Raw genomic sequence first — 26,177 nt, forward strand, 5'->3', positions numbered from 1 at the left:
ACCTTCGGAGGTCATTCGAAGCGACCACCGCCGCCAGCGCCGCCGGACAGATTGGTTACGCCATAGGCCCCATTGCTGGTTGCAGTTCCGGGGCGGATGATCTCTTTGGGAAACTCGGAATCCGTCAGCAGCTTCGTGTTGGGCGTCGTCAGCCGAGTGAGTGCCTGATCCAGCGACTCTCCGTCCCGCAGCCAGATGGTCATGCCGGGCTGTCCCATATTGCTCCGTCGCCACACCGCTTGGCCCTTGTAGGACAGGACGAGCGACGAGGGGCTGGGAACGATGGTGCGCTCGACAACGTCTTCGGGCCGCACGTTAATTCGAGAGCGTCGGTTTCCGATTTTGATGGTCTGAGACGGCAGTTGCTTGCAGACGGCTTTGACTACCGTGTCCGCTTCGTCGGCAACCACGTACCCGGCCGCTTCCAGGTTGGCGACAATGGCGGTGCGCACCTGGTCGGCCGAGATAATCCGCTCGTCGATGTCGAGTTCGATCGCCACCGGATCGCCTGCCTTGGTGACGATCAGCGATTCGGGCGAACCGAGGCCATCGGCGGTCTTGATCATCTCGGCCGTGGGAAAGGACGTGCAGCGGAGCTGCGAGGCGTCGTGTCCACGCCCGGAGTTCACCATGCACAACACGCCGTTGCTGATCGCGCTAACATCGCCGTGCATCGAGGTTCCGGTAAACTCCCACAGCAGGACGCGGCGATGCACATCGTAGAGGTACTTGTTTCGATGGAATACAAAGTCTCCCGCCCACTCGACACCGTCCATGGGGAACACGGTGTCATGCTCGAACGCCCTCTCGAGTTCGCCAGTTGTCAGATTCCATACGTATATTTCGTCATGACCTACCCCCGCCAGTTTCGTGTTGTCGGCGTTAAACGCGAGCTTGCTCACCCTGCCGTGGTTGTCGTCGAAATCGATGGTCGCCACGTGCTCCCCCGAAACCAGGTCGACAATGGCGATCCCCTTCCTCATTTTCAGCGCGGTATAACGACGGTCGGGGCTGAACGCCATGTCGTCTTCGCCGAACCCGTGCGACACCGGCAGCACCGTACTCGCCCTGGCGGTCGCTGGGCTCCAGATGGTCACGGCCTTGCCAAAATTGTTCAACGTCATGATCCGCCTTTCCGGCAGGAACCAAGCCGCTTCGGTGTCTTTAGCCGGTTCGAAATCCTCGTCGAGATAGGGTTCCCAGACGGCCATGGGAACAATCTGCGAACCTCGCAACTCGGCGACGGTTAACTCGGTGTTGCCGCCATGGAACTCGTCCTCGCGATAGGCGATCAGCCCCTGGTCGGGATCCACCGCCAAAACCTTGGTCTTCTTCGGCATCGGCGCCAACCCGGCCGCCTTGCCTGCGACCAGATCGAAAAGTTCCAGGTAACTCAACTTGTCTTGCGCGACGACCCCTTGCTCGCGCACCAGCACGGCTCGCTCCCCCGAGGACGAAAGATAAAGTCCTTGGAAGTCCTCGAAGAACGGGTTCGAATCGGGAAGCGAGCTGAGCGTTATGGTTCGAGGTCGCACGGTCGTCGAACCTGTGCTCACGCTCGACTGGGGCGCGAACGTCCAACTGTCGAACGTTTGCGGCGTAAGCGTTTGTGCGCTCGACTTGTCTGCTTTCAGGACGGTCGGACCCGCCGACCCCATCGCTGGCGGAGTGGAAGCCACCGCGAACGGGTTGTCGGCGTCGCCACCTTGCGAGTTCACATAGTCCTGGTCGGCCGCAGAGAGCTTGTCGAGCGGGACCTCGATTCGCGAACGGTCGCTCTTTTCGAGCACCACTTTGTCACCGTTCATGCCGCGATAAGTGGCGTCGATGCTGAATCGCCCTGACTGATCGGACCAGGTTCGCGACGTGGCGGTGGACATGCCACCGAAGGGAGAAGCGCTGGGGGCACTGGGCGGAACTCCAATCGTCCGGCCGCTCGTCGCCGGGGTGCTCGGAGGGGGTGGGGCGGATCCCTTGGCGTGGCGAAGACTGGAGACAAAGTAGTTGCGCGTCAATCGCTTTTCGCGCATTTCGGGCGACATCGTGTCGAACTTCCCTTCTTCGTCGTCCAGCCGCACACTGATCCTCGTGCCGCTGCCACCTACCACCGTGCCCGGCAGCCAGTCATAACCGCGTTTAACTTCCACGCGGTCTCCGATATTGTACGTCTCGGCCTGAACCGAGGTGGCCCCCGAGACCATCCACAGTCCCACAGCCAGAACCAGTGTCGAAAAGCGACCAAAAGTACCACGCATCGCAAGGCCCCTGAATAAGGATGAGTTCGCCGGTTGGAACCTCTAGGTTACGCGATCTCCGGTGCTCTTTCCAGCATATTCACACGTCCGGCGTTAAACTATCAGGCTACCGGCATCCAGATTGGCAATCCTCGGGTAAACCCTGTCCTAGGATTCCACAGTCGCCCGCTCCAGTTCTCCATGGTTTCCGCCAGTGCTCGACGATCCGCCCTGGGCGCTCCGAAACGATGAATCGACCTCGCTTCCGACTGAAGACACTACTGATTGCCACCGCCGTGATGCGGTCGACGAGTATCTCGACACGAAATTGGCTCAAGAATACTATCGCAGATGGCCCCGATGAAGTTGCCACGCTTTAAGGTAAGTACGCTGCTGGTTGCTACGACCATCTTGGCGGTGGTGATGGTCTACTTTATCTCGTGGACGCAGTTCGTGCGGCACTCGCTGGGATCGGTCACCCAGAACATGTGGGTGCTAGGTGGTTTCAACCTGATAGGCTTGTTGCTTGGCGCTAGCTTGCACACTTTCTACTTCACGTGGCGGCAAAATGAGATTGAAGATGAGTTGGGTAGTGAGGGCTGCCGCCCCTATCTGCGATTCGCCCCGAAGCACTGGAGCGTGTGGAGAGTCTTGTCATTGACTCTGGTGTTGGGTGCGATCTTGATAGGGGGCTCGGCGGAACAGGCGCATAGCCTTGCGCACCCGCCGATCAACTCTCTGATGCTGGCGTACTATAAAGATTACTGGGCGGAGTCCATCGGACTGATGTTCGTCGGATCGCTGCTGAGCCGCTTGTTTCTGTGGCCCGAGGTGCGGAGCCGGTATTCGATTCGCTGGACCGATACGGCCATGCACTTCCCCGGCTACCCAAAGATTCCTTGGAAAAACCTGCGTCGGTACGAATGGATAGACCGCGAGTCCGGCCGGCTCAACATCGTGGTGCCGTCGAAGTGCACGTTTCCAATTAAGCTTGTGGTCCGCCCTGAGGACGTCGACGCCGTCGACGCCCTACTGTCCAGCAAGATGGACATCCCCAGCGAGTGATCGCCGCAATGGGCGTTGTCCCACCGCGGGGCTGTACCTAGACTGTTACTAGAGCGAGGAGCGTGCATGGAGGGGATCCGACGAGGCGTAGCTCGTCGGCTGGGGGGCCCTGTGCAACGTTTCGACACTCCACCGCCCGCCGAACCCACCCGCCGATGCGATTGTCCATCAGGTAGCCACGTCCCTTTAGGTAACCATGCCCAGCGAAGACGAGATTTACCAGGAACACATCTTGGACCACTACGAAGACCCGTTTCACCGCGGCCACCTCGACGGAGCGACCCACGCCCACGAGGAAAAGAATCCGTTGTGTGGCGACGTGGTGCGCATCGAGCTCGAGCTGGACGACGACGGCAAAATCGTCGATTGCTACTTCCAGGGCGACGGTTGCGTGATCAGCCAGGCGTCGGCCTCGATGCTGCTCGAAGAGATGTATGGCAAGACGGTCGAGGAAGCGATGAAGTACAGCGCCGAGGACATGCTGAACCTGTTCGGCGCGAAGCTCACCCCCAACCGCCAAAAATGCTGCCTGCTGGGATGGAAGACCATGCTGCAAGCGGTGCACTCGCCGGTGAAGTAGAACGGAATTCATTCCGTTAAGAAACATCCAGCTTGCTCTCCAACACCAAGGTAACGGAATGAATTCCGTTCTGCGATCAGACATCGACACCACCTCTCTGCTGCCGGAATCGCTGCGCGACGACTTTCCCATCCTTCAGCAGACCGTACATGGGGATCGGCCGCTGGTGTTTCTCGACTCGGCGGCCAGCAGCCAGCGGCCACAGCAGGTGATCGACGCAGTCGCCCAAGTGTACGAGCGGGACTACGCCAACGTGCACCGCGGCATTCACGTGCTGAGCGAGCGGGCGAGCGATGCCTACGAGCTGGCGCGCGGCAAGGTGCAGAAGTTTCTCGGGGCGAAGTACGATCACGAGTGCATTTTCACCGGTGGCACGACCGCTTCGATCAACGCGGTCGCGCGCAGCTGGGGCGAGGCGAACATCTCCGCGGGCGACGAGATCCTGCTCAACCCGATGGAGCACCACTCGAACCTGGTGCCGTGGTTCCAACTGGCCGAGCGCACCGGCGCGCAGGTCAAGCACATCCCGCTTACCGACGATGGTCGGCTCGATCTCGACCGCTTGGACGAAGTGCTTACCGAGCGCACCAAGATCGTCGCAGTCACGCAGGTCTCCAACACGCTCGGCACGGTAAACCCAATCGCCGAACTCGCCCGCCGTGTGCACGACGCCGGTGCAGTGATCTTGATCGACGCTGCCCAGAGCGCTCCGCACCTGGCGATCGATGTGCAGGCGCTCGACGTCGACTTCCTGGCGCTCAGCGGTCACAAAATGTGTGGGCCGAGTGGCGTTGGCGTGCTCTATGGCCGAGAGGCGTTGCTCGACGCGATGCCCCCGTTCATGGGCGGCGGCAGCATGATTGGCAACGTGGCGCTCGACAGTTTCACTTCGGCCGGCCTGCCAGCGAAGTTCGAAGCTGGCACGCCGCCCATCGCGCAAGCGATTGGCCTCGGTGCGGCGGTCGACTATCTCACCGCAATCGGCCTGGACCGCATCGCCGCGCACGAGCACGCTTTGGTGGAGTACGCCTACGCGCGACTGAGTGAGATCGATGGCCTTGCCATCCTCGGCCCCGCGCCGGAACATCGCGCTGGGCTGGTGAGTTTCGTGCTCGACCAACCTCACGCGCACGACATCGCCCAACTGGTCGACCGCCAAGGCATCGCCGTCCGCGCGGGTCACCACTGCACCCAGCCGTTGCACGACCTGTTGGGCATCACCGCCAGCACGCGTGCAAGTTTCTACCTCTACAACACACCGGGCGAAGTCGACACGCTGATCGATGCGATCACGAACGTGGTGTCGATGTTCAAACCCTCCGGACGCAAACGGCGTCGCAAGCCAGACGAGTCTTAGTGCGATCCCCAAAGGCGAGCCGGAAGCGTCAGCGACCGGAGTAACTTGCGAGCGGTCTTGGTCATCACTCCGGTCGCTGACGCTCCCGGCTTGCCAGATTGCACTTGGTGTCTATCGGGACGACCGACCTACTTGTCTGCCCAATCGAGCCCTTCGTACAGCGGACTCAAGATCTCCGCGCCATCGGCAGTAACGTGCGCCATGTCTTCCACACGCACACCACCCAAGGTCGACGAGTACAAACCGGGTTCGACGGTGAAGACTTCGCCGGCCAGGATTTCTTCGCCGTCGACCGATAGCAAGATCGGTTCGTGCACGTCGAGGCCGATGCCATGGCCAGTGCCGTGTCGCATGGCAGGTACCGTCGGGTCGTGCTCTGCGTTACCGGGGATGTACTCGTAGCCATGCTCTTTGAGCGTCGACACGGTCACTTGATGCACCGCGTCGCCGGTGATGCCGGGCCGCAGTGCATCGCAGGCGGCGTTCTTGGCAGCCACGACCGCGCGGTGCATGTGCACCAACTCGTCGGTCGGCGTGCCGTGCACCACGGTGCGGGTGCAGTCGCCGTAGTAGCGACTCGAGTCGTCGCGGGGGAAGATGTCGACCACCACCGGCTGGCCTGTCTTCAGCGGCCCGGTGCCATGATGGTGACAATCGGCCACGTGCGGCACGCTGGCCACGATCGAGTCGTTCACGTTCGAGAATCCGTTGTCGATGCAAAACTGTGTGATCCGCCGCCGCACGCGCTCGCTGGTCAGTAACTCGCCGTCCTGCCGCAGTTGGCCGTCGTCGTTCACCTCGGCTGTGGCGATCCACTTACACGCCATGGTCATTGCCTGGCCGGTGATCTGCTGAGCTTGCTCGAGCGCTTTGATCTCTTCGGCCGTCTTCACACGTCGCGCGCGAACACCAAGTTCGTCGTCGAGCGAGAGCTGAATGCCGGCCTGCTGAAGTTGTGCCGCATAGAGGAATGGCAAGGTGCGATCGGTCGTCACCTGCGTTACGCCCCGTTGCCGCAGCACTTCGACCACTGCTTGCGCGGTGGCCACTTCGCGATCGCCGGAGAGTCCACCATCGGGGGCAGAATCTTGCGGGCAGCCAACCTGGTCGGCGCGGGCGAACTTTCGCGCGCGATCGAGTTCGATGTCGCGCACCAACAGCAGCGACTCGCCATCGGGTGGCAAGTGGCCTAAGTACGCCACGGGGTCGCCCACCAGAAAGCGAATCTGGTGGTACAACGTTTGATTCGTAACGGGGATGCCGGCGAGCAGGGTGGCTTGCATGGAAGGGACCGGGGCGGGAGGAATGCGGGGAGGCTGTGGGCTGGCGATGGCAGCATGAAAAGACAATCGCTCCATTCGCTGCAATAGTCAACCCTTGGCCAACCGAACCAGGGTAGCGCCCGCGGCGTAACACACTGCGTAATGCCACCACCGAACGGCTTGGGGAGCGTGCGCCAGGGGTGCTTTCATTTTGTACCGCGCTGTCGGGCTCGGTATACTCAAGGTACTGCCCACGCGGTCGAGCCATCATCGTGCTGGTGACTCGCGGCGGTAATAACGTCCCACAGACACTCATTAAATGGCGACGCTCCTCGAATCCTCCGCCGCGAACGTGCCGACGCTCGATCCAGGCGTCGATGCTTGCGCGTGCCCCGATTGTGGCATGCCGATGTCGGTGCGGTTGTGGTTGCGCTCCGCCGATTGCTTGCGGTGCGGGCAGTCGATCGACTTGGAGTACCTGGAGCAGGCAAAGCTGGCGCCAGCGCGGCGGAAGAAGAAACCCAAGCCGGCCGACACCAACGGCGCCGCGCCGCAAGCCGATGCCGCGCGCGACGTGGCTCTGCAAGAGACCATCGATTTCGGACCGCTCGACATCACCGCGCCGCCGTTTCAACGCTCGCGCGCTAAGCAGATTCTTCGCAGCCTGCACCAACTGCTGGCGGTGCTGATGAGCATGATCACGCACCTGCTGCTGTTGATCCTGCTGGCGTTGATGGGTTGGGGCGCCGTGGAGGAAGACGATCCGGCCATCGATCTGTCGGTGATGTACGACAAAGACGAACGCCAGGGCAACGTGATCAACGACTCGATCCAGACCGTAGGCTTCGACCTGCCGGTCGACTCGCCCGACAAGCAGCAGGAAGTCGAAGCCCAGCAATGGGCCGAGCAACTGGCGATCGAAGACTCGTCCGATGCGCCGAATCTCCCGCCGATGGATCGCGTGGTGTCGAACCTCGACTCCGACGATCGCTATCGACGCATGCTCTCCGCCCGCGACCCGCGGATCCGCCGCCAGGTGCTGGAGGCCGAAGGTGGCACCAACCTCACCGAAGCGGCCGTGGCCCGCGCGCTCGACTGGATGGCGCGACATCAGCACGACAACGGCCGCTGGACGTTGCACAACTTCGACCGCGCTGGCGAGTGCAACGGCGGTTGCAATCACACCGGCACCCGGCGGAGCGACGAGGCGGCCACCGCCATGGTGCTGCAAGCGATGCTCGGCGCGGGGCAAACGCACCGTACCGGCATCTACCAGGACACCGTGAGCCACGGCCTGCAGTACTTGCTTGGCGCGCAGCGCCGCAACGGTAGCTTTGCCGACGACAGCTCGTCGAACACCGGCATGTACGCTCATGCGTTGGCCACTATCGCCCTGGCCGACGCCTACGCACTGACGGGCGACGAGATGCTTCGCGCGCCGGCCCAAAAGGCGGTGAACTACCTGATCGCCGCCCAACACCCCGCGGGCGGCTGGCGTTACAACTCGGGCCAGGCCGGCGACTTGAGCGTCACCGGGTGGCAACTCATGGCGCTGCACTCGGCCCGAGCCGCCGGGTTGCGAGTCGACGCGATGGCACTGCAGCGGGCCAATCGGTTCCTCGACCAAGTGCAGACCGATCAAACCGGCGCCCTGTACGCCTACATGCCCGGCCACAACCCTTCGGCTGCCATGACCGCCGAGGGCCTGCTGTCGCGCGTGTACCTCGGCTGGAAGCAAGACGAGCCCGGCCTGCGGCGCGGCGTGAGCCAGATGGTCGAGCGATACCCCATCAACGTCCGCAACGGCGACATCTACTACTGGTACTACGCCACGCAACTGCTGCACCACTGGGGCGGACGCGAGTGGGACCACTGGAACCAGCGCATGTCCGACGTACTGGTCACCACCCAAGTACAACACGGCCACGCCGAAGGCAGCTGGGATCCCAACGACCCCCACGGCCGCGAAGGCGGTCGACTCTACATGACCGTGCTGGCCACCTGCACGCTGGAAGTGTACTACCGCCACGCCCCGCTGTTTCGGAAGATCAAGCTGGACTAGAGCGTTGTATGCTCCCCAAGCCGGATTCTGTCCGTCACTCGGATGCGATAGCACGAGTGGTCGAAGTCACGGTTGGACCGATCGCCATCTTGGGCGCATAGCTTGATCGAAAAGGCTCGCCAGATCGAAGTCCTGCCCCAAAATCAACGGTGGCGGAAAGCCATCGCGCCGAGGGCTGCCAGAGCGCCTAGCAGCACAACGGAAGACGGCTCGGGGATACGGACATAGGTCAAGGCCACTGCATTGAGCCGGGAACGATTGGCGTCGTTGTTCTCGCGAACAAAAACGTCGTAGGCTGCGGCTCCATTGCTAAGAAACTCGAAAGTCGCCGCTGGATTGGTCGCGTCGGGCAGAAAATCAGTACCGATGATCGTCTCCGCTCCGTCTTTGCGCCAACCGACAATCTGGTTCTCGATCGTCGATCCATCGTCGAAGATATACACATCAACCTGCCACACGCCGCGAGGCAAATCGCCAGCGCCGCCAAAGAACATGCCCACCGCCTGGTTGGAACCATCGTCGAACACGAAGTCGCCCGTCAATGCGTTGGGTGTGGGGGATGCCGATCCGCCACGGACGCGGGCGCCGTCGGCACTGAAGATCTCGAAAGATATGCCGTCGATCAGCACAGAAGAACCGCTGCCACTGTGAACAGCATCGAGCCCGGTCCAGCCAGTCTCGGTAATGGGATCGTCCGCATCGTTGATGTCAATCATGTAGGTCTGGCCATAGCTGGATATTGCCAGCGTGAGCCATACGACCGATGTCGCTGCAAAGTACGAGTTGAAACGTCGAATCACGAGACCATCCCCCGTCGAAAAGGTGGTTTAAGGGAAAAGCTCTGCAGCCAGAAAGCCTCGCTCTGCGAAGGTTGCAAAGCGGGACCCCTAAATTCGGACTGCCGAACGTGAATATAATGACAGCGTCCGAGAATGTGAAGAAAAAATGAAGATTTTCTTGATAAATCGTTAGAGTGTTCGCTAAGCCACGATCTCTGCGGCGCGCGGGCTTGTCGTAGATGGACCGCTCCAATCGCTCGGACTCCGCGAGTTTGCTTTGCGTCGGGTCCGCACGAAATCTGGGCGTTCGAATAAATTTGGACTTTTTACCACACAGCTCCAAATTAGACCGCCACCTTTTTGAAGATATTGGAGTATTCCCTCGTGGCGTCGTTGGGTAGCCGTGCCGACGCGGACGACGTTCTGCAGAAGACCAATCTGGTGTTGCTGCGGAAGGAGTCGTCGTTTCCCGAAGGAGGCGATTTGCTTCCGTGGGCTATCGCAATCGCACTTTACTGCTGGAAGTTGGCGCAACCTGCTGGCTAATCCTGAGATCCGTCGAGTCGCGGGCAACCACTATTCAGACAATCATCAGTCGCAGCTACATCCGTACCGGCGCTCCACTGCAAGTGAGTCTGAAAGTGATTCTTGGGGGCAACCGCGGGTGATTCTTGGCGATTTCGCAGACTCGAATCGGGAGCTGTCGGTTAAGATGCCAATAAGTTGGCGTTAAGAATTCGAGAAGTTTCGCATGGGAAACGACAGACGGGGAACCAGGGCGTGAAGAACACTCTTCTGCGAATCGAACAGCTTGAACAGCGGCATCTGCTAGCCGCCGACCCCGTTATTTCTGAGTTTCTCGCAGCAAACGATGGGACTCTGCAAGACGAAGATGGCGAGTTCACCGACTGGATTGAGATCAACAACCGGGGCGACCAGTCGATCGATCTCGCGGGGTGGTATCTCACGGATGACGAGGAAAACCTCACCAAGTGGCAATTCCCGTCGCACCCACTCCAGGCCGGGGAATACTTGGTGGTTTTTGCCTCCGGCAAGGACCGGGGCGTAAGCGGAAATCAGTTCCACACCAACTTCGCCGCCTCTGCCGACGGGGAGTATCTCGCATTGGTGCAGCCGGATGGCCAAACCATCGCATCGGAGTTTGCACCCGAGTTTCCACCCCAGCGCGACGACGTATCCTATGGGATTGGCAGCGAGCAGTTGGCGACTACAGAACTCGTAGGTTTCGGTTCCGCGGCGGACGCGCTGGTTGCGACGGATGGATCGCTTGGAACTACATGGACCTTACCCGCATTCACGCCGGACGCCGGTTGGGTCTCGGGCACGGTTGCTGCAGGTTACCAGGAGGAGGTGATCGAAGAGCCATCGATGTTGTTGCTGCAGGTCGACTTCAACGATCGGTCGGCCAGCGGTCAAACCCACCCCGGATTCGCCTCTTTCGTGATCGACAGCGGCAGCGAAACACAATTCGGTTCGGTGACGAGGAACTATGGCGCCTACAGCGTGACGATCACCGATGCGTCGGGCGCAGAAGGCTTTGAGGACCGTTTTCGCAACGGCAACCCGCCTAACAGTGGCGATTTCGACGAGAGTCTACTGCTAACCGACTTTGTGTTTTCCAGAGACCAAGATTCCGGCGGCTTGGATCTCACCATCGACGGGCTCACGCCAGGCAGCGTCCACACCCTAACACTGTGGTCGTACGACCAAGTAAGCGGTGGTGCCGATCGGGTATCAGACTGGACAGCCAACGGCGTAACGATACAGGAAGATTACACGTTCCTTGGTGGCAATTCCCCGACGGACAACGACCGCTACAAGATGGCTGTGGTGGTGGAGGCCGACTCGCAAGGGGAGATTCATGTCGAAGCGCGACGCGACCAGGAACTCTCCGCCAGCTTCGGAGTGTTCCTGAACGCTCTGAAACTCGAAACGGGCGACACGCTTAACACTGGAAGCGACACAGTCCTGCGCGTCGACTTCGACCACCGCACACAAGGCGAGTCCGGATTAGCGAACACCGAGCTTGGTTACTCGCAAATGACCCTGGACGAGAACGGGTCGACCTTCGATGGGCTGAAGCTGACCTTCTCGTCGTTCAACGGAGGAATTTTGGAGGATCGCGACCGTGCCTTCCCCCCAGATTCTGGCGACTTCACACTGGATCAAATCTACGACGACCATATCCTCGCCAGAGGCCCAGCCGGGGCAGGCTTGGATCTGCTCGTTGAGGGGCTGGTGCCTGGCGTGGAGTACGACGTCCTGTTGCGCGTGTTCGACGCCGAGGCGGGTGGACCCCGTTCCTCCACTTGGACCGAAGAGAGCAGCGGTAGCCCCGTGGTGATTCAGTCGCCTTACGTGTTTGACGGAGACGTGCATCCCACCGACAACGACACCTACACGATGAACGCTACTCTGGTTACCTCCGCCCAGGGGACGCTACAGATACGCGGAGTCCAGAACGAGGGAAACCGCAGCGTAACGCTGTGTGGCATCGAACTATCCAGGGCCAGTTTCGCAGGGCTCATCGGCCTGGACCTGAGCAGTGAGATGCTCGACAACAATGCCTCGGTTTACTTGCGACATGAGTTTGCTGTCGCGGATCTAGATAGCGTAGATCAACTGCTGCTGGGAATGCGGTATGACGCCGGCTTTGTGGCCTATCTGAACGGCCAGGAGGTCGCGCGGCGATACGCTCCCACTTCGATTGGCGTACCGCCGCAGTACGATGCGGCCGCCACGCTGGAACGCAGTACTGCCGAAGCATTGGCGGTTGAGGAGTTCGACTTATCGGCCTTCAAGTCGCTTCTTGTCGAAGGCAGCGGCAACGTCCTAGCGTTTCATGGATTGAACAGCGCTGCCGGAGACGGGGACTTCCTGATACTACCGTCGCTACAGGCCATCACAACCTCGGAAGAAGGGTTGCTCTATTTTCTCACCCCAACCCCCGGCAGCGTGAACGGCGAGGGGGTCTTGGGTTTCACCGAGCCAGTGGACGTTTCGATTCCGCGGGGAATCTACGATGCTCCGTTTAGCGTGGAACTCTCGACAACAACTCCAGCCGCGACCATCTACTACACGACCGACGGCAGCCTGCCTTCGGCGGTGAATCCTGCTGCTTCCATCTACTCGACGCCGGTAGATGTTGATTCGACCACCACGCTGCGGGCCGTTGCAACTAGTGTACAATTCGCCGATTCGACATCCGTAACGTCGACCTACATCTTTCTGGAAGATGTGTTGGTGCAAGATCCGCTCAGCGATCCGAACTCGCCGGATTACCCTTTGTTCTGGCAAGCGAACGCATCTGGCGACTACGAGGTCGATTCGCGTGTGGTCGCCGATTGGGATGACAACAACCCGTCCAACACCGACTTTGGTATTCGCGAAGCACTGCAGTCGATTCCCACAATGTCCATCGTGCTGGACCACGACGACTTATGGGATTCATCCTCAGGAATCTACCCCAACGCAACCAGCGAAGGCTCCGCCTGGCGTCGGCCAGGTTCGATCGAGTACCTCGATCCCGCAACCGGAGAGAATTTTCAGTACAACGTTGGTGTGCAGATGCACGGCAACGCGAGCCGCGATAACAACCGACTCAAGAAACACTCGTTCCGGCTGATTTTCAGTTCCCAGTTCGATGGCCCAGGGCGGCTCGAGTATCCGCTGTTCGACAATACCGACTTTGCGGACATCAACACGGTTGTCATGCGGGCATCGTTTACGGACAGTTTTGCGACGCGCACGGTTGCGGGACGCTACTCGCCGCTCGATTCGACCTACACTCGCGATGTGTTCATGCGAGACACCCAGCTGGCCATGGGGAGTCTCTCTCCCAGCAGCACCTACGTCCACTTGTACATTAACGGACTCTACTGGGGACTCTACAGCCCAGCCGAACGTACCGACGACGCCTTCCTGGCGGCACACTTGGGCGGGGAAGAAGAAGACTGGGACATCATCCGCGACTTCAACGAGCTATATCGCGGTAATCGCGATGTCTATGACGAGATGTTCAGCATCTCACGCCAGATCGACTCCGCCAATGCGACCACGGCAAACGCTCTATTCCAGACGCTGCAAGGGCGCAACACCGATGACTCCATCGATCCGAGTGGCACGGTCTACTTGGACGTCGACAATTTCATCGACTACATGATTCTGCACCTGTACGCAGGCGTAGAGGACTGGCCTTCGCACAACTGGGTGGCCGCCCGCAATCGTGTGGACCCGGACGAAGGTTTTCAGTTCTTCACATGGGATCAAGAGATCGCCTTCGATGGTCGATTCCGTGATCGAACCGAGGCGAGCAATACTTCAACCCCGGGTGAACTGTTCGTCAACTTGCGAAACAGTTCGGAGTTCCGCCTCCAGTTTGCCGATCGTGTGCAGCACCACATGTTCAACGACGGCGAATTGACCACCGAGGCAAACATCGAGAGGTGGCTGGCCAGAGCCGACCAAGTCGAAGCGGCGATCATCGGCGAATCGGCGAGGTGGGGAGATGCCAGGGAAGGCGAAATAGTGAACGTGCCTCCTCAAACGGCGGTGCCGTTGATGACCGTCGACCACTGGCGGCAGTCCATCGACGAGGTCGTGGGCTACTTTCCTCAAAGCCACGACTTGGCCATCAGTCGGTTCACCTCCGATGGTCTCTTCCCAACCGTGGAAGCCCCGCAGTTCAACCAATACAGCGGGCTGGTTTCTTCCGGGTTCGATCTGACGATGAATAGCCCGTCGGGAGGCATCGTCTACTACACGCTCGATGGGCAAGACCCCCGGTTGCTCGGCGGAAGCGTGAATGTTGGGTCCGCCTTGGTCTATTCAAGCTCACTCGACATCACGGAATCGGTCACCGTCAAGGCACGTACGCTTTCTGGAGGGGTTTGGAGTCCTCTAAGCGAAGCTACGCTGTTGGTAGCCACCTCGGGCTCGCAGGGCCTTGTGATTAGCGAGATTAACTACCATCCTTATGACCCGACATCCAGCGAGTTGATTACTCTGCCGGGCGCGGTGAAGGACGACTTCGAGTTTATCGAACTGCTGAACACCCACCCGACGCAGACCGTCAATCTGCTGGATATGTCGTTGGCGAATGGACTGAATTATACATTCGGTAGCGTGTCGCTTGCTCCGGGAGAGCGCGCGGTTGTTGTGGAGGATATCGCGTCGTTCGAGGCGCGGTATGGCACCGGCATTCCCGTGCTGGGAGAGTGGAGCGGCGGAGTCAGCAATTCGGGCGAGACGATCGAACTGCGCGATGGCCTGGGAAACGTGTTGATCTCGGTTTCCTATCTCGATGAGAACCCGTGGAGCGAAGCTCCCGATGGGAACGGGACCTCGCTCGAACTGACCGATCCCTACAACACGCCCTCCAGCGAACTCGGCAAGTGGTATCGCTGGAACGCTAGCACCGAGTGGGGTGGCTCGCCAGGGACTGCCGGCGCCGGGCCTGTGGGCGTAGTCATCAACGAGGTCCTGTCGCACGCGACCACACCCGAACTCGACGCCATCGAACTATACAACACAACCGATCAGGCGATCGACGTCAGCGGTTGGTATCTCAGCGATGCGGGTGGAAACCTGCTGAAGTACCCCATTCCAGCCGGCACCGTCCTGGCTGCTGGGGGGTACGCGGTGTTTGACGAGGACGACTTCAATCCCGAAGTACCGAATGGAGGCCAAATCCCGTTCGCATTCGACGCGGTAGCAGGCGACGATGTCTACCTTTCGATACCCGACGGATTGGGCGGCGTAAGTTCGATCGTCGACTCGGTAGACTTTGGCGCGATGTTCAACGGCCAGACATTCGGTCGGGTTCCCAACGGAACCGGACGGCTGGCACCGCTTTCCGGCAATTCTCTGGGCGCAGCCAATGGGCTGCACATGCCGAGCAGCTTGGTGATTACGGAGATCGAGGCGGCCGCCGACACGCCCTCGCCAGGCGCGCAGTCTATCGATCCCACGATCACGGCCGACGACCTGCGGTTCGTCGAATTGTACAACGGCTCGTTCTCCTCGATCGACCTCGCCGGCTACGCTTTGGCGGGAGATGTCGAACTGGAGTTTGGGGTGGGGGCATCGATCGACGCGGGAGAAGTCGTGGTGATCGTAGGGTTTGATCCACTGACAGACGCCAGCAAAGCCAGCGCGTTCCGCTCGCATTTCGGCCTGACGCTCGACATCACCTTGGTGGGACCATTCGCTGGAAATCTACTGCCAACGGGATCGCGAGTCGAACTTCAAGCACCCGACGTTCCTCCGCCGGACGCCCCAGACGCAACCCCACGTGTCCTGATCGACGAGGCTTTGTACGACGACCAGACTCCCTGGCCGGACGTCTCGGCGACTGGACTCACATTGCAGCGAAGCGCGCCCACCTCTTTTGGCAACGACGGACTGTCATGGCGCTCGCTGGCCGCCAGCCCGGGCATGGTTGGATTTGTCGCCGAGGCGGGCGATTTCACCGGCGATGGCACGGTCGATCTGCAAGATCTGCAGATGCTGGTAGACGCCGTGGCAACCGATAGCCCGTCGGCCTATTTCGACCTGAACAGCGATCTCATCGTTTCGGAGGCCGATGTCGCCTATCTAATCGACGTGATCGTTGCTCCCATTCCAGGCGACTACGACTGGAATGGAACCGTAGAGACGGCGGACTACGCCGAGTGGAAAAGCCGCTTTGGCTCTTCGGTTTACCTCCATGCCGATGGCAACAAGAACGGTGCCGTTGATCTTGCCGACTATACCGTTTGGAGGAACAACCTCGGCGCGACAATGCCAACGCCAGCCTCGCTGGTGGACACAGCTTCGGCGAGCCTCACGAGTGTCGTGGCCGATTCCTCACCTTCGGTGAACAACATTGAAGAAAGAGATAGCGACGAGCAAGCTGCGACGCCGCTCGCGTTATCCACCTTCGAGGGGTTCGCCCTGGATGGAATCCCCGAGCCGACCCCTAAACGCAACGATTGGGGTTCTCCGCAACCGGCGAGTTTCTCCCACTCTGTCGGCGAATCTATTCGCAAAATTTGGGAACTTTTGATACCTTCAAGTGTCGCGCGTCGTGAGGCGCGCGGACAGTTAGACTCCTCATCAGGTCGACTCGGCGACGAAGCTGTGGTCGAGATTGAGCAGACACAATGGGCTGCTCTAGACGATGCATTCGCATTGCTGTAGCTGGCGTAAAAGCATTGCCCGTAAGCGAAAAACCATCACCAACTGCTACAAGAGTATCCGCTAGGCCACGATATCCGTGGTGCACGGGCTTCTCGTAGATAGACCGCCCCAACCGCTCGGTCTCCACGGGTTTGCTAGACGTCGGGTCCGCACAGAGTGCACGAAACTGGGCGTTTGAACAAATTTGGACTTTTTGCCACACAGCTCCAAATTAGACCGCCACCTTTTTGAAGATATTGGAGTATTCTCGCGGGGTTTGCGATCCTGGGTTTCCTCATCGGCTTGCGATCGTCGCTTATCCACTACAGGTGCTGCTCAACAGGTTGTTGCACGTTTAAGAATGACCCAGCGAACCAAACAGTTGACGGATAGCTATTTGGACTGCCTGACCATGTACCAGAGGCACTTGCACGGGTACATCATGGCGTCGTTGGGTAGCCGTGCCGACGCGGACGACGTTCTGCAGAAGACCAATCTGGTGTTGCTGCGGAAGGAGTCGTCGTTTCCCGAAGGGGGTGATTTTCTTCCGTGGGCTATCGCAATCGCCAAGTACGAAGTCCTGACCTACTGTCGCGAATCCAATCGAGAGCGGATGGTATTCGCCAGCCAGTTGGTCGAGTGGATGTCTGACAAGGCGGCGGAAGTCGCGATGGACACCAATGAAAGACAGGCGGCGCTCGAGCGGTGCCTCAAGCGGCTTTCCATCCGCCATCGCGAAGTCCTGAAACGCCGATATGGCGAGGATGCGTCGCTCTCGCAAATCGCTCAGGATATGGGGCGGTCGGTCGAAGGAGTTAAGTCTATGTTGTTTCGGCTGAGAAAGCGGCTGGAGCAATGCATTGAAGAGTCTCTGCCCCGCGGGCTGGGAGAGGAGGAATAGGGCATGTCGAAGCCAGTAAAAAACGAAGAACTTCAACGGCTCCTCGCATTGGGGATCGAAGGCGAGTTGCAGCCCGCCCAGCGGGCGCGTCTAGCCGACATACTGGGAGCCGAAGAGGATGCTCAGGATGCTGCAATCGCGTACCTGATGAACGACTCGCTGCTGCGTAGCACGCTCGCTGATGTGGACGAAACAGATCCGCAGTCGTTGCTGGCATGCCTGCGTGACCCCGGAGTCGCAGACTCCTCTCGCGTCGCAGTAGGCGCGCCCAAGGAGCAGGAACAAAGTAGTAGTCGTGTTCAAGCGTTGCGCGAGAAGGCCAGTGACTGGAACTTTCGCAGACTGTGGCCCGCCGCCACTCTGGCGACCATGGTTGCCTTGGTCGTATCGAATGTCATTCTGCTAGGGAAACTGCGAGAGTCGCATGCACCCATCGCGGAGGCGCAATACGCCAAGTCGGTCGCCCGTCTTTCCGAGTCGACGCACTGCTTGTGGGACGGCGATATCCCTGCTATCGCGGGCGATCGTCAGCAGCTCAAGCTCAACCGGTCGCTTCGCTTGCTGGAAGGCATCGCGGAGGTCGAGTTGAACTACCTGTCAGCGGGCGATGCGAGCGTGCACGTGGAAGGTCCCGCGGGATGGATGATCACCGATGCTGGCCATCCGAGTCTGAGTTACGGGAAGATGACCGTCAATTCGAGTTCGGGTCGCCATGTGCGTTCGATCGACACGCCCATGGGACGCGTGAGCTTCGAAGGGTACACGTCGTTAGGTGTTTTATGCTTTGGCAGCGAATTGGAGATCCATACGTTCAGTGGTGTAGCAACCCTGGATTCGCTTTGGTTCGAAAACAATCCGTACGCTTTTGGTTGCTACGGAGAAGACGCAACGCAGCGGATCGAAACCGGCAGGATGTTGCGAATCTCGATCAAGGACAACGCTCCTGCGAAGGTGACCTGTGGCGCCGCTGACTCTTCACGCTTCGCGTCGATGCTCTCCATGGCGGCCGATAGCATCCACTTCGATGAGAAGTACGAACGAGCGATTCGCCTCGACAAGCCGCTGGCTTATTGGCGTTTCGACCATATCAACGACAAGGCGATTCCCAATGAAATGGGTAGTGAGTTCGGCGCCAGCATCGTTGGTGAAATTGAAACTCAGGGTGACCGCTACAATCGCTATCTGGTGTTTGGCGATTCGTTGGACCCAGAGCACGTCAATGCGGCCATCGTGACCGATACATCGTTCGGCGACATACTTACTCGAAACTGTTCACTTGAGGTGTGGGTCAAACCAAGCCATTTCCAGCACACGAGTATTGTCGGTCTGGTGAAGGGCCCCTACGACGATGACCAGCGAGCCCGCCATGGGTTGCTGGTCGAACTTACTGGTCCGCGGGCGGTCGCCGTTACGGCCGCTTACCCAGGACGCGTGCGGTTCTTGAACCGCTTCCCGGCAGATTATTCAGCTAATCGTGTTGGTGAGTCGTCGTTTTCTTCCCATGCCTATTCGCTGCGACGATGGCAGCACGTCGTGGCAGTTAAGGATGAAAACGAGCGTCGACTCTATGTCAATGGTCAGCTCGAATCTCGTCAGCTAGATCCCAACCCGATCGACGACGACCTCACTTTGATCATAGGGCGACTCCATCGTGATCGCCCTGAACGAACTTTCGCGGGGCAATTGGATGAACTGGCGGTCTACGACTATCCCTTGTCTGAGTCGCAGATACGTCGGCATCACGAACTTGTCCGTAGCGTACCCAGTATGCAGAAGGGTATCTGAAACGCAACGGGAGCGGCGACTCCCGGAGCTATCGGCCATTTCTGCGCTTATCCCTGAAAGGAGACCTGTTTCGTGGACGTCCAACGATCCCGATCTCGACGCAATAAACGAATTGCTGAGCGAACAACGCGAGGCTTTACGCTTGTCGAACTACTTGTAGTCATTGCCATCATTGGAATTCTGGTTGCCCTGCTGCTGCCGGCCGTACAAGCGGCACGCGAAGCCGCTCGTCGGACACAGTGTCTCAATAAATTGAAGCAGATCTCCCTCGGCATACTCAATTACGAGAATGCGAAGGGCGAATTGCCCTATGGCTCTGGGTATGGGGCCGATCCATGGGTGCCAGGTACGTGGGTGACGGAAGTACTCCCGTTTGTGGAGTCAGGCAACCTGGCGGACAAGCTCGACTTCACCAGGTTTATGGACGACGACACTCGAAATGCTTCGGGCGTGACCAACTACTCGTTGACCTCCACAGCGATTCTGCCTCTATTCATTTGCCCCAGCGACCCACTTTCGTCGTCTCCCATCCAGGACCGAAGACGCGATAGCGGTCACAATCCGAATCCGTGCCAGGGGCTGTGGTACAAAGGCAGCATGGGGCCCACCATTCCGGATCGATGCGATTGGGGATCGAGCGACCCGCTGCTTTGCATGGGCGCCAACTACGGAAGCAACCGCTTAAGTGCCGGCTTTGAATCGCCCTGCTACTCCGCAGGTTCCGGTGCCAGTCGCGCGCTGCCTTGTCCTGATAAGAGTCGGTGCGTGGGCTTGCTCTGCCGAAGTGAAGTAGGGCTTGAGTTGCGCCGCGTGACCGACGGCACGAGCAACACCTTCTTGCTGGGCGAAACGCTCCCCGCGCATAGCACCTACAACTCCTTGTTCGGCGACAACATGCCGGTTGGTTCAACCCACATTCCACTCAATATCATGGAAAACGAGTTGGAAGAGGGGCACTTTAATCACTGGAGGACAACCGGGTTCAAGAGTATGCATCCTTCGATCGTTCATTTTGCAATGGGCGACGGCAGTGTGCGACCCATCGAGGTGACGATCGACAAGTACATCTACAACGCCTTGGGCACTCGCGCTTCGGGCGAAGTGATTACCGAGAACTGACTCGATGGAGGGTACGGACTGATGCATAGCTACCTATCCCTATTAGGGATCATGTCGCTCGCCCTGCTTGCCGTGGGCTGCGGAGACAATGGCCTGCCGATGACTCCGGTCTCCGGCCAAGTCACCTTCGATGGAGCACCTCCGCCGAATGCGGGTAACTTGTCGTTTGTCTCCCTGGAATCGGACGCCGGTTTGCCACAGCGAGATGGAAGCTGCCGCTTCGAAACCGATGGCCAATTCGTAGTGACTTCGTTCGAGAAAGGCGATGGCTTGCTGCCTGGCAAGTATCGCGTGGATATCAGCTGCTACAAGTACCAACCCGACTACAGCAAGAAAGACCCGTTCGCCGACGCCACTGCTGTTGATCCCAGCTATGAACCCCTGGAACTGACGGTGGTGAAAGGCACCCCGATCGAGGACTTGGTGGTTGACGTCCCGTTAAAGAAGTAGACACATCCCGTTGCCGCGGCTTCAAGAGTAACCGATTCGTTGCAGGCTCAGATGCGCACCCAAACTATGACCGTGAAGATACCACCCAGTGCTGCGGCCTTACGGTTCGCAGGCTTGGTAGTCTGCGTGTCTGCGGTCGTTGGTTTCCGGCACGCGTCTGCTGATAACGACGTGGTGGGGTCGCTCAAGCTGCTGAACGACAACGGGGCATGGTCCTGGTTCGAAGACGAGCGAATCATCATCGACGCCCCTGCTGGCAAGCTACTTCTCAGCAGCGTAGCCGATGCAAGTGGCTCACAAGGAATAGCACGGAACGGCGATATCGATATCGTTTCGCTCGATCTGCAGTCTGGTCAAGTTCAGCGATATGTGTTGGATCCCGGTCTTCAAGCGGACGACCATAATGCCGCTGCCCTGCTGGTTCGACCCGATGGGCGCTATCTCGCAGTCTGGAATACACATGGCAGCAACCCCTACCACTATTCACGCGTGAGCGATGAACCGGGCGACATCACAAGTTGGGGGCCCACGCAGTTGTTCGACAACGGGGCTGGCGCCACCTACTCGAACGTGTATCGTTTGTCCGCCGACAATGGTGGATCTGGTCGGATCTATAACTTCGCTCGAACTGTCGGGTTCAACCCGAACTACAACGTTTCGGACGACGAGGGGGAGACGTGGACCTATGGCGGCCGACTCATGACTTGGACGTTGGCCGACCTGCAGGGCGACCCCAACTACACCGGCATCGACGGCCGGCGTCCTTACGTGCGCTATACCTCTAACAATGAGGATGAAGTCCATTTCATCACGACCGAAGACCATCCTCGGGCATACAACAACAGCATCTACCACGGTTACATCAAACTCGTGGAGGGAGTGCCTCGGGTTTTTCATTCGGACGGAACCGATTTGGGTCCACTCAGCACGACCAGTTCATCGCCATTGAAACCAAACAGCTTCACAAAGCTGTTTACAGGCGACGCCGACAATGTCGCTTGGACGTCGGATATAGAACTCGACGATCAGGGCAGGCCATTTGTAGCGTTCAGCGTCCAAAAGGACGGTGCCGGACTGTCTAGGGGGGCGGGCGGTTTCGACCATCGCTACTTCTCAGGTCGCTGGACCGGCACGAACTGGGACGTGCATGAAATGGCCTTCGGAGGGACCAAGCTTTACTCCGGCGAGGACGACTACACAGGTAACATTGGCCTCGATCCCGATAATCCTGACCGGGTGTTCATTTCATCTGATGTGCACCCAGAAACGAAGACCCAGCTCATCGGACCAGACGGACAACGGCACTATGAGCTGTTTCGAGGAGACACCACCGATGGTGGAGCCACCTGGAAGTGGACACCAGTGACTTACAACTCTTCCACAGACAACTTGCGCCCTATCATTCCGTCCTGGGACCAAAGCAATCTGGCAGTATCCTGGATGCGGGGCACCTACGCCACCTATACGAACTACGATCTCGACGTAGTAGCACTGGTCAATCCGCCCGATCTGAATCCCGAAGAGCGGCTGAAGGTCGACTTTGGCGCCACCGGGCAGATCATTCAGAGCGGATTTCTCCCGTTCAGCGGAGCAGGAATCGGCAGTTCCGCGTCGATGACGTTCTCCATCGAAGGCGACGACGTCGATCTCGAGCTCGCAGGGCAATCACTCGACTTTAGAGACCGCGGCGACGACATCGCTGGTCCGCTGGGGCGTGTGCAGGACGATTTTATCTTCGCTCAGAACGAACTATCGCTTACGTTCGATACCCTTGCGGCAGGCGATTACCACCTGGTGTTGTACAGCCACGACCGGAACTTCGAGCAAGCCGGAATGGAGATTCTGCTGGAGAATGAACTTCTGGGGCAGTTGCTTACCGAAACTGGCGTCGATCCAGAGGTTGGCACCACCTCGGCTCGCATTGCCTTTTCATCGGACGGTGTGTCGCCCGTGCAACTTACGTTGAAGTCGACTGCTGGCGCAAACGTAGTTCTCAATGGAGTGGAGCTTTACGCGGTCGACTTTGTTTCACCTCCTGGTCCGCTTGCCGGCGACATTAACGGCAATGGTATCGTCGACGTGCAGGACTACCGGATCCTTCTGCGATACATGAGTACCATCCACAATGGCAAGCTTCCTACACAAACCTACGCTTTGGGCGACCTGAACGGGGATCTGGTCACTAACTTCTATGACTTAGTTGAGTTTCGTACCGCTTTTGAGAATGTACCTGGGAACGGTCTCTTAGCAGACGCCTTCCACAACGTTCCTGAACCTTCCGCCGTGGTGGTGGCAGGTACGGGAGTCCTTTTCTGCTTGCAATTCAGACAGCTTGTTTTTTAGCCGGGTGTCTGGAACCAAGCATACAACTCATCGTTGCCTTGCTCCTTATAGCCGACCTTGGAGAACTGAAATCATGAGCATTGCCCATTCGAACCTTCGCTGTTGGATTTTTGCCGGCATGACCTTCGGGTTGTGCAGTTGTGCTGGGGCTGTGGGTTTGACTTACGTGGATGGAAGTGACGACCTCCCCCTACCCGGTAACAACCCGTATTCCACAACTCCACAAAACCTCTTTGCGGCGAGTGGGGGACCGCTTTCGGACGCCCTGGATGCCATCGGTGGCGACTCATCCAACTTCGAAGATGGTAAGTGGGGGTACCGATCCAATGGATTTGGCGCCCGAGGCACCATCTACGAAGCTAGCGAAGACGCACCAGAGATCTATCAACTGCTAACAGGACTTACACCGAATGCCTCCTACGATGTGTACGTCGCCTATTGGAGCACTTCGGGCGATTGGGGATTGCGGGCAGGTCCTACGTCGAATCCCGGTGCCAATCCCATTTTCAATGCCCGCGGCGGATTCGGTGGAACGCCTGGGTACGCTGCTTTGTATGCCGACTTTGATGTGCTGCCCGAAGACAACTACACCACAGCGGACGATGACGACGAAGATCCCATCGAGAATCCACCTGTCCTCACCCAAACTCAAAACGGCGTGACCATGGAGGGCAACCGCGATCTCTACCTTGGTCCGGCAGCTCTCAATTATCAGGCAGACGGCAGTGGAGAGATTCGCATCTATCTGGACGACATCGAAGATGTTGCTTCCGGCCAACGCTCTTTCTTCGATGGATTGGCCTATGCTCCCGCAGGAACTCCGGTCGCACTGAGAATTGAGATTGACCGAACGACCGGCAATGCGATGTTGATCAACGAAACGGATGAGGACTTCCGTGTTGCTCGTCTGGGAATCAATTCGCCGGCCGGCACACTCGACCCAAGCCAGTGGATAACAATCACCGGCAACACTGACGGCGCGGGCGACCAAAGTCGCGATACCGATCCATGGGTCGTTACGAATCCCGACCCGAATCTTCCCGCCCCATCGAATGCGACTTCGTTTCGAGAGATCGAGGTCGACGACGACGAAATGGGACTCGACTCAGACGGCGCATTGATTCCAGCAAATACCAACATCAACCTCGGTGACATTTGGATTGCTTCGCCCTACGAAGACGTCAGTGCGCTGTTCGCAAGTATTCTGGAAGCCCCCACACTCCCCAGTCCGATACTCAACCACGCAGTGCCCATTCGTATCGACTTTGTCAACGGAACACCTCTTGATTTTGGTGACTTTGACGTGGATGGAGATGTCGACGCTGCTGATTACACAACGTTGATTGACAACATGCATCGCAGTTTCGCTGGTTTGACCAGTAGCGAAACACACGAATTCGGCGACATCGTCGGCGATGGCACGATTAACTTTAACGACTTGGTTGCATTCAAGACCGCTTATGAGGACTTCAATGGCCTTGGATCGTTTGCCGCACTGCATGGAGCTGCGGTTCCCGAGCCCGCTACACTCACCTCACTGGGCTGCTTACTGTTGGTTGGATTGTTCGTACGCCGACGCCGCTCAGCGGCAATGCTGGTAGCTGCGGTTTTCTCCCTCTTTGCCACAATTCAGCTGGGCAGCAGCGCCATCGCCCAGAATGCGGTGTACATCGATGCGGATCCCTCTAACACAGTCGTTGAAGGAGTGGGCGCCGTTTCCTATAGCGCGGAAGCGGGCGGCGGCGGAACCGTCATCGGCACCAACAGTGCGACCGATGGCTTCTGGCGAGCGCGCAACTTCGCCAACGATAGCACCTCGGCTTGGGTTGAAGGTAGCGCAGTCTCCATATTCGAAAGTGGCGGGAGCGAAGACGTTGACCGACTTGTCACGTCCTTTTCCTTGCCTTCGGAAGGTCTCTTTCAAATCTACGGTTTCTACTGGGACGATACCGCTGGTACAGGTTGGGATATCGATTTTCAGCTTGGTACCCGGCCAACTGGCTCTTACAAGGCACTGGCTGATGGAGTGAGCTTCGAAGCGGCTGACTTCGATTCCATAACGGGCAACTCGATTCCGATGCTCCCAGGCACGGGCACTGGCAACGACGACGATGGAAACCGAAACATGTACGCTGCTCCGCTTGGAATCTGGAGCACCGCCGCCGACGGACTGGATGTGACGGTAGCCGCCGATTCGTCCCTAATCTCCACCGAGAGGTCTTGGTACGACGGAGTAGGTTACGCCCCTGTGGAGGATCCGATTCTCGTGCTCGAGGTTAACCGTTCCACGGGCATCGTGTCGCTGAGTAACACATTCGGCTCACCGATTGACCTGAGCTACTACGAGATTCGCAGTGCCGCTGGGTCGTTGGACCGCTCTGCATGGAACAGCCTGGACGCTCAAGACCTGGACGCTGTGGACGGAGACGACGACGGTTCGACCGCCGGCGATAGCGTCCTGGAGGGCTGGGACGAAAACGGCGCGGGAACCGCGCCCGGCGACTTCAACGGAAATGGCACGGTCGACCTAGTCGACTACACCGTGTGGCGAAATAATCTTGGAGGACCTTACACAGCGGCCGATTACGACATCTGGAAAGAGAACTTTGGGAGCACTGGTCAGAGCCTCAACGGTGTAATCAGCGAGAATTTCTTGCTCGGCGTTACCTCGATACCAGCAAACACCTCCATTCCGATCGGAGCGATTTACGATACCACGCTAGATGCAGAAGACCTTACGTTTTCCTATGGTTTGGTCGCAGAGGGCACTCTGGCTCCGAGCGCGGTGCTCTACAGTGGAGGAGCTGGCGCCGTGGCTTCGACCAACGTGCCGGAGCCCACGAGTATGGCGATTTTGGTCGCAATGTTCGCGGTAGCCATGGTCAACTACAAGCTTCGACGGGTGTGAGATTGCCAAGGGCAGCGCGGTCTCACAGCCGGAACTGAGCGCCGCTGTCGGTAATGCTACCGGCAGCGGCTGCTCCCTACCACGACGCTGCGCTGCTCATGCCCGCCGCGGCCGCAGGTGAAGATCTTTCGTCTGCCAAAGGCCTGCGGCGTC

The 26,177-nt window shown here is 58.8% G+C and carries 14 protein-coding genes; 11 read left to right on the plus strand and 3 right to left on the minus strand.

Features of this window, described 5'->3' with window-relative positions:
• Positions 1-11 precede the first annotated feature (11 nt).
• The gene (locus ACQK2L_RS06885; protein ID WP_425396199.1) at positions 12-2,255 is read right to left on the minus strand and encodes an SHD1 domain-containing protein; all 2,244 of its coding nucleotides are present in this window, start codon (positions 2,253-2,255) and stop codon (positions 12-14) included.
• A 339-nt stretch (positions 2,256-2,594) separates the two neighbouring features.
• Between ACQK2L_RS06885 and ACQK2L_RS06890 the strand changes: the two genes are divergently transcribed.
• The 3 genes from ACQK2L_RS06890 to ACQK2L_RS06900 all read left to right on the plus strand — a co-directional run bounded on the left by ACQK2L_RS06890 (position 2,595) and on the right by ACQK2L_RS06900 (position 5,236).
• Positions 2,595-3,299, plus strand: a complete 705-nt coding sequence (locus tag ACQK2L_RS06890; protein ID WP_425396200.1) for a hypothetical protein — start codon at positions 2,595-2,597, stop codon at positions 3,297-3,299.
• Positions 3,300-3,495: 196 nt separating this feature from the next.
• Complete coding sequence (gene sufU, locus ACQK2L_RS06895) at positions 3,496-3,879, plus strand: Fe-S cluster assembly sulfur transfer protein SufU (RefSeq protein WP_425396201.1); 384 nt, start codon at positions 3,496-3,498, stop codon at positions 3,877-3,879.
• A 58-nt stretch (positions 3,880-3,937) separates the two neighbouring features.
• Positions 3,938-5,236 carry a cysteine desulfurase gene (locus ACQK2L_RS06900; protein WP_425396202.1) on the plus strand — a complete coding sequence of 433 codons (1,299 nt, stop codon included), beginning with the start codon at positions 3,938-3,940 and terminating at the stop codon, positions 5,234-5,236.
• 128 nt (positions 5,237-5,364) lie between these two features.
• Here ACQK2L_RS06900 and ACQK2L_RS06905 read toward each other — a convergent pair whose 3' ends face one another.
• The gene (locus ACQK2L_RS06905) at positions 5,365-6,519 is read right to left on the minus strand and encodes a M24 family metallopeptidase (protein WP_425396203.1); all 1,155 of its coding nucleotides are present in this window, start codon (positions 6,517-6,519) and stop codon (positions 5,365-5,367) included.
• A gap of 298 nt (positions 6,520-6,817) precedes the next feature.
• On the opposite strand from ACQK2L_RS06905, the gene ACQK2L_RS06910 reads away from it, so the two are divergent.
• Complete coding sequence (locus ACQK2L_RS06910) at positions 6,818-8,560, plus strand: prenyltransferase/squalene oxidase repeat-containing protein (protein ID WP_425396204.1); 1,743 nt, start codon at positions 6,818-6,820, stop codon at positions 8,558-8,560.
• Positions 8,561-8,703: 143 nt separating this feature from the next.
• Here ACQK2L_RS06910 and ACQK2L_RS06915 read toward each other — a convergent pair whose 3' ends face one another.
• Positions 8,704-9,360 (minus strand): PEP-CTERM sorting domain-containing protein, encoded by a 657-nt coding sequence (locus ACQK2L_RS06915; RefSeq protein WP_425396205.1) that lies wholly within the window; start codon positions 9,358-9,360, stop codon positions 8,704-8,706.
• Positions 9,361-10,119: 759 nt separating this feature from the next.
• Between ACQK2L_RS06915 and ACQK2L_RS06920 the strand changes: the two genes are divergently transcribed.
• From ACQK2L_RS06920 to ACQK2L_RS06950, 7 genes are all read left to right on the plus strand, one after another.
• Complete coding sequence (locus ACQK2L_RS06920; RefSeq protein ID WP_425396206.1) at positions 10,120-16,539, plus strand: lamin tail domain-containing protein; 6,420 nt, start codon at positions 10,120-10,122, stop codon at positions 16,537-16,539.
• Positions 16,540-16,879: 340 nt separating this feature from the next.
• Positions 16,880-17,419, plus strand: a complete 540-nt coding sequence (locus ACQK2L_RS06925; RefSeq protein ID WP_425396207.1) for a sigma-70 family RNA polymerase sigma factor — start codon at positions 16,880-16,882, stop codon at positions 17,417-17,419.
• A gap of 3 nt (positions 17,420-17,422) precedes the next feature.
• Complete coding sequence (locus ACQK2L_RS06930; protein WP_425396208.1) at positions 17,423-19,204, plus strand: LamG domain-containing protein; 1,782 nt, start codon at positions 17,423-17,425, stop codon at positions 19,202-19,204.
• Positions 19,205-19,276: 72 nt separating this feature from the next.
• The gene (locus ACQK2L_RS06935; RefSeq protein WP_425396209.1) at positions 19,277-20,323 is read left to right on the plus strand and encodes a DUF1559 domain-containing protein; all 1,047 of its coding nucleotides are present in this window, start codon (positions 19,277-19,279) and stop codon (positions 20,321-20,323) included.
• A gap of 21 nt (positions 20,324-20,344) precedes the next feature.
• Complete coding sequence (locus tag ACQK2L_RS06940) at positions 20,345-20,773, plus strand: hypothetical protein (RefSeq protein WP_425396210.1); 429 nt, start codon at positions 20,345-20,347, stop codon at positions 20,771-20,773.
• 51 nt (positions 20,774-20,824) lie between these two features.
• Entirely contained in the window at positions 20,825-23,116 is a 2,292-nt protein-coding gene (locus tag ACQK2L_RS06945; protein ID WP_425396211.1) for a BNR-4 repeat-containing protein, read from the plus strand.
• A 73-nt stretch (positions 23,117-23,189) separates the two neighbouring features.
• A complete protein-coding gene (locus ACQK2L_RS06950) occupies positions 23,190-26,024 on the plus strand; it encodes a PEP-CTERM sorting domain-containing protein (protein WP_425396212.1) in 2,835 nt (944 codons plus the stop codon).
• Positions 26,025-26,177: the final 153 nt, after the last annotated feature.

This window comes from Aeoliella sp. (genome assembly GCF_965227375.1).
Classification (GTDB): Bacteria; Planctomycetota; Planctomycetia; order Pirellulales; family Lacipirellulaceae; genus Aeoliella.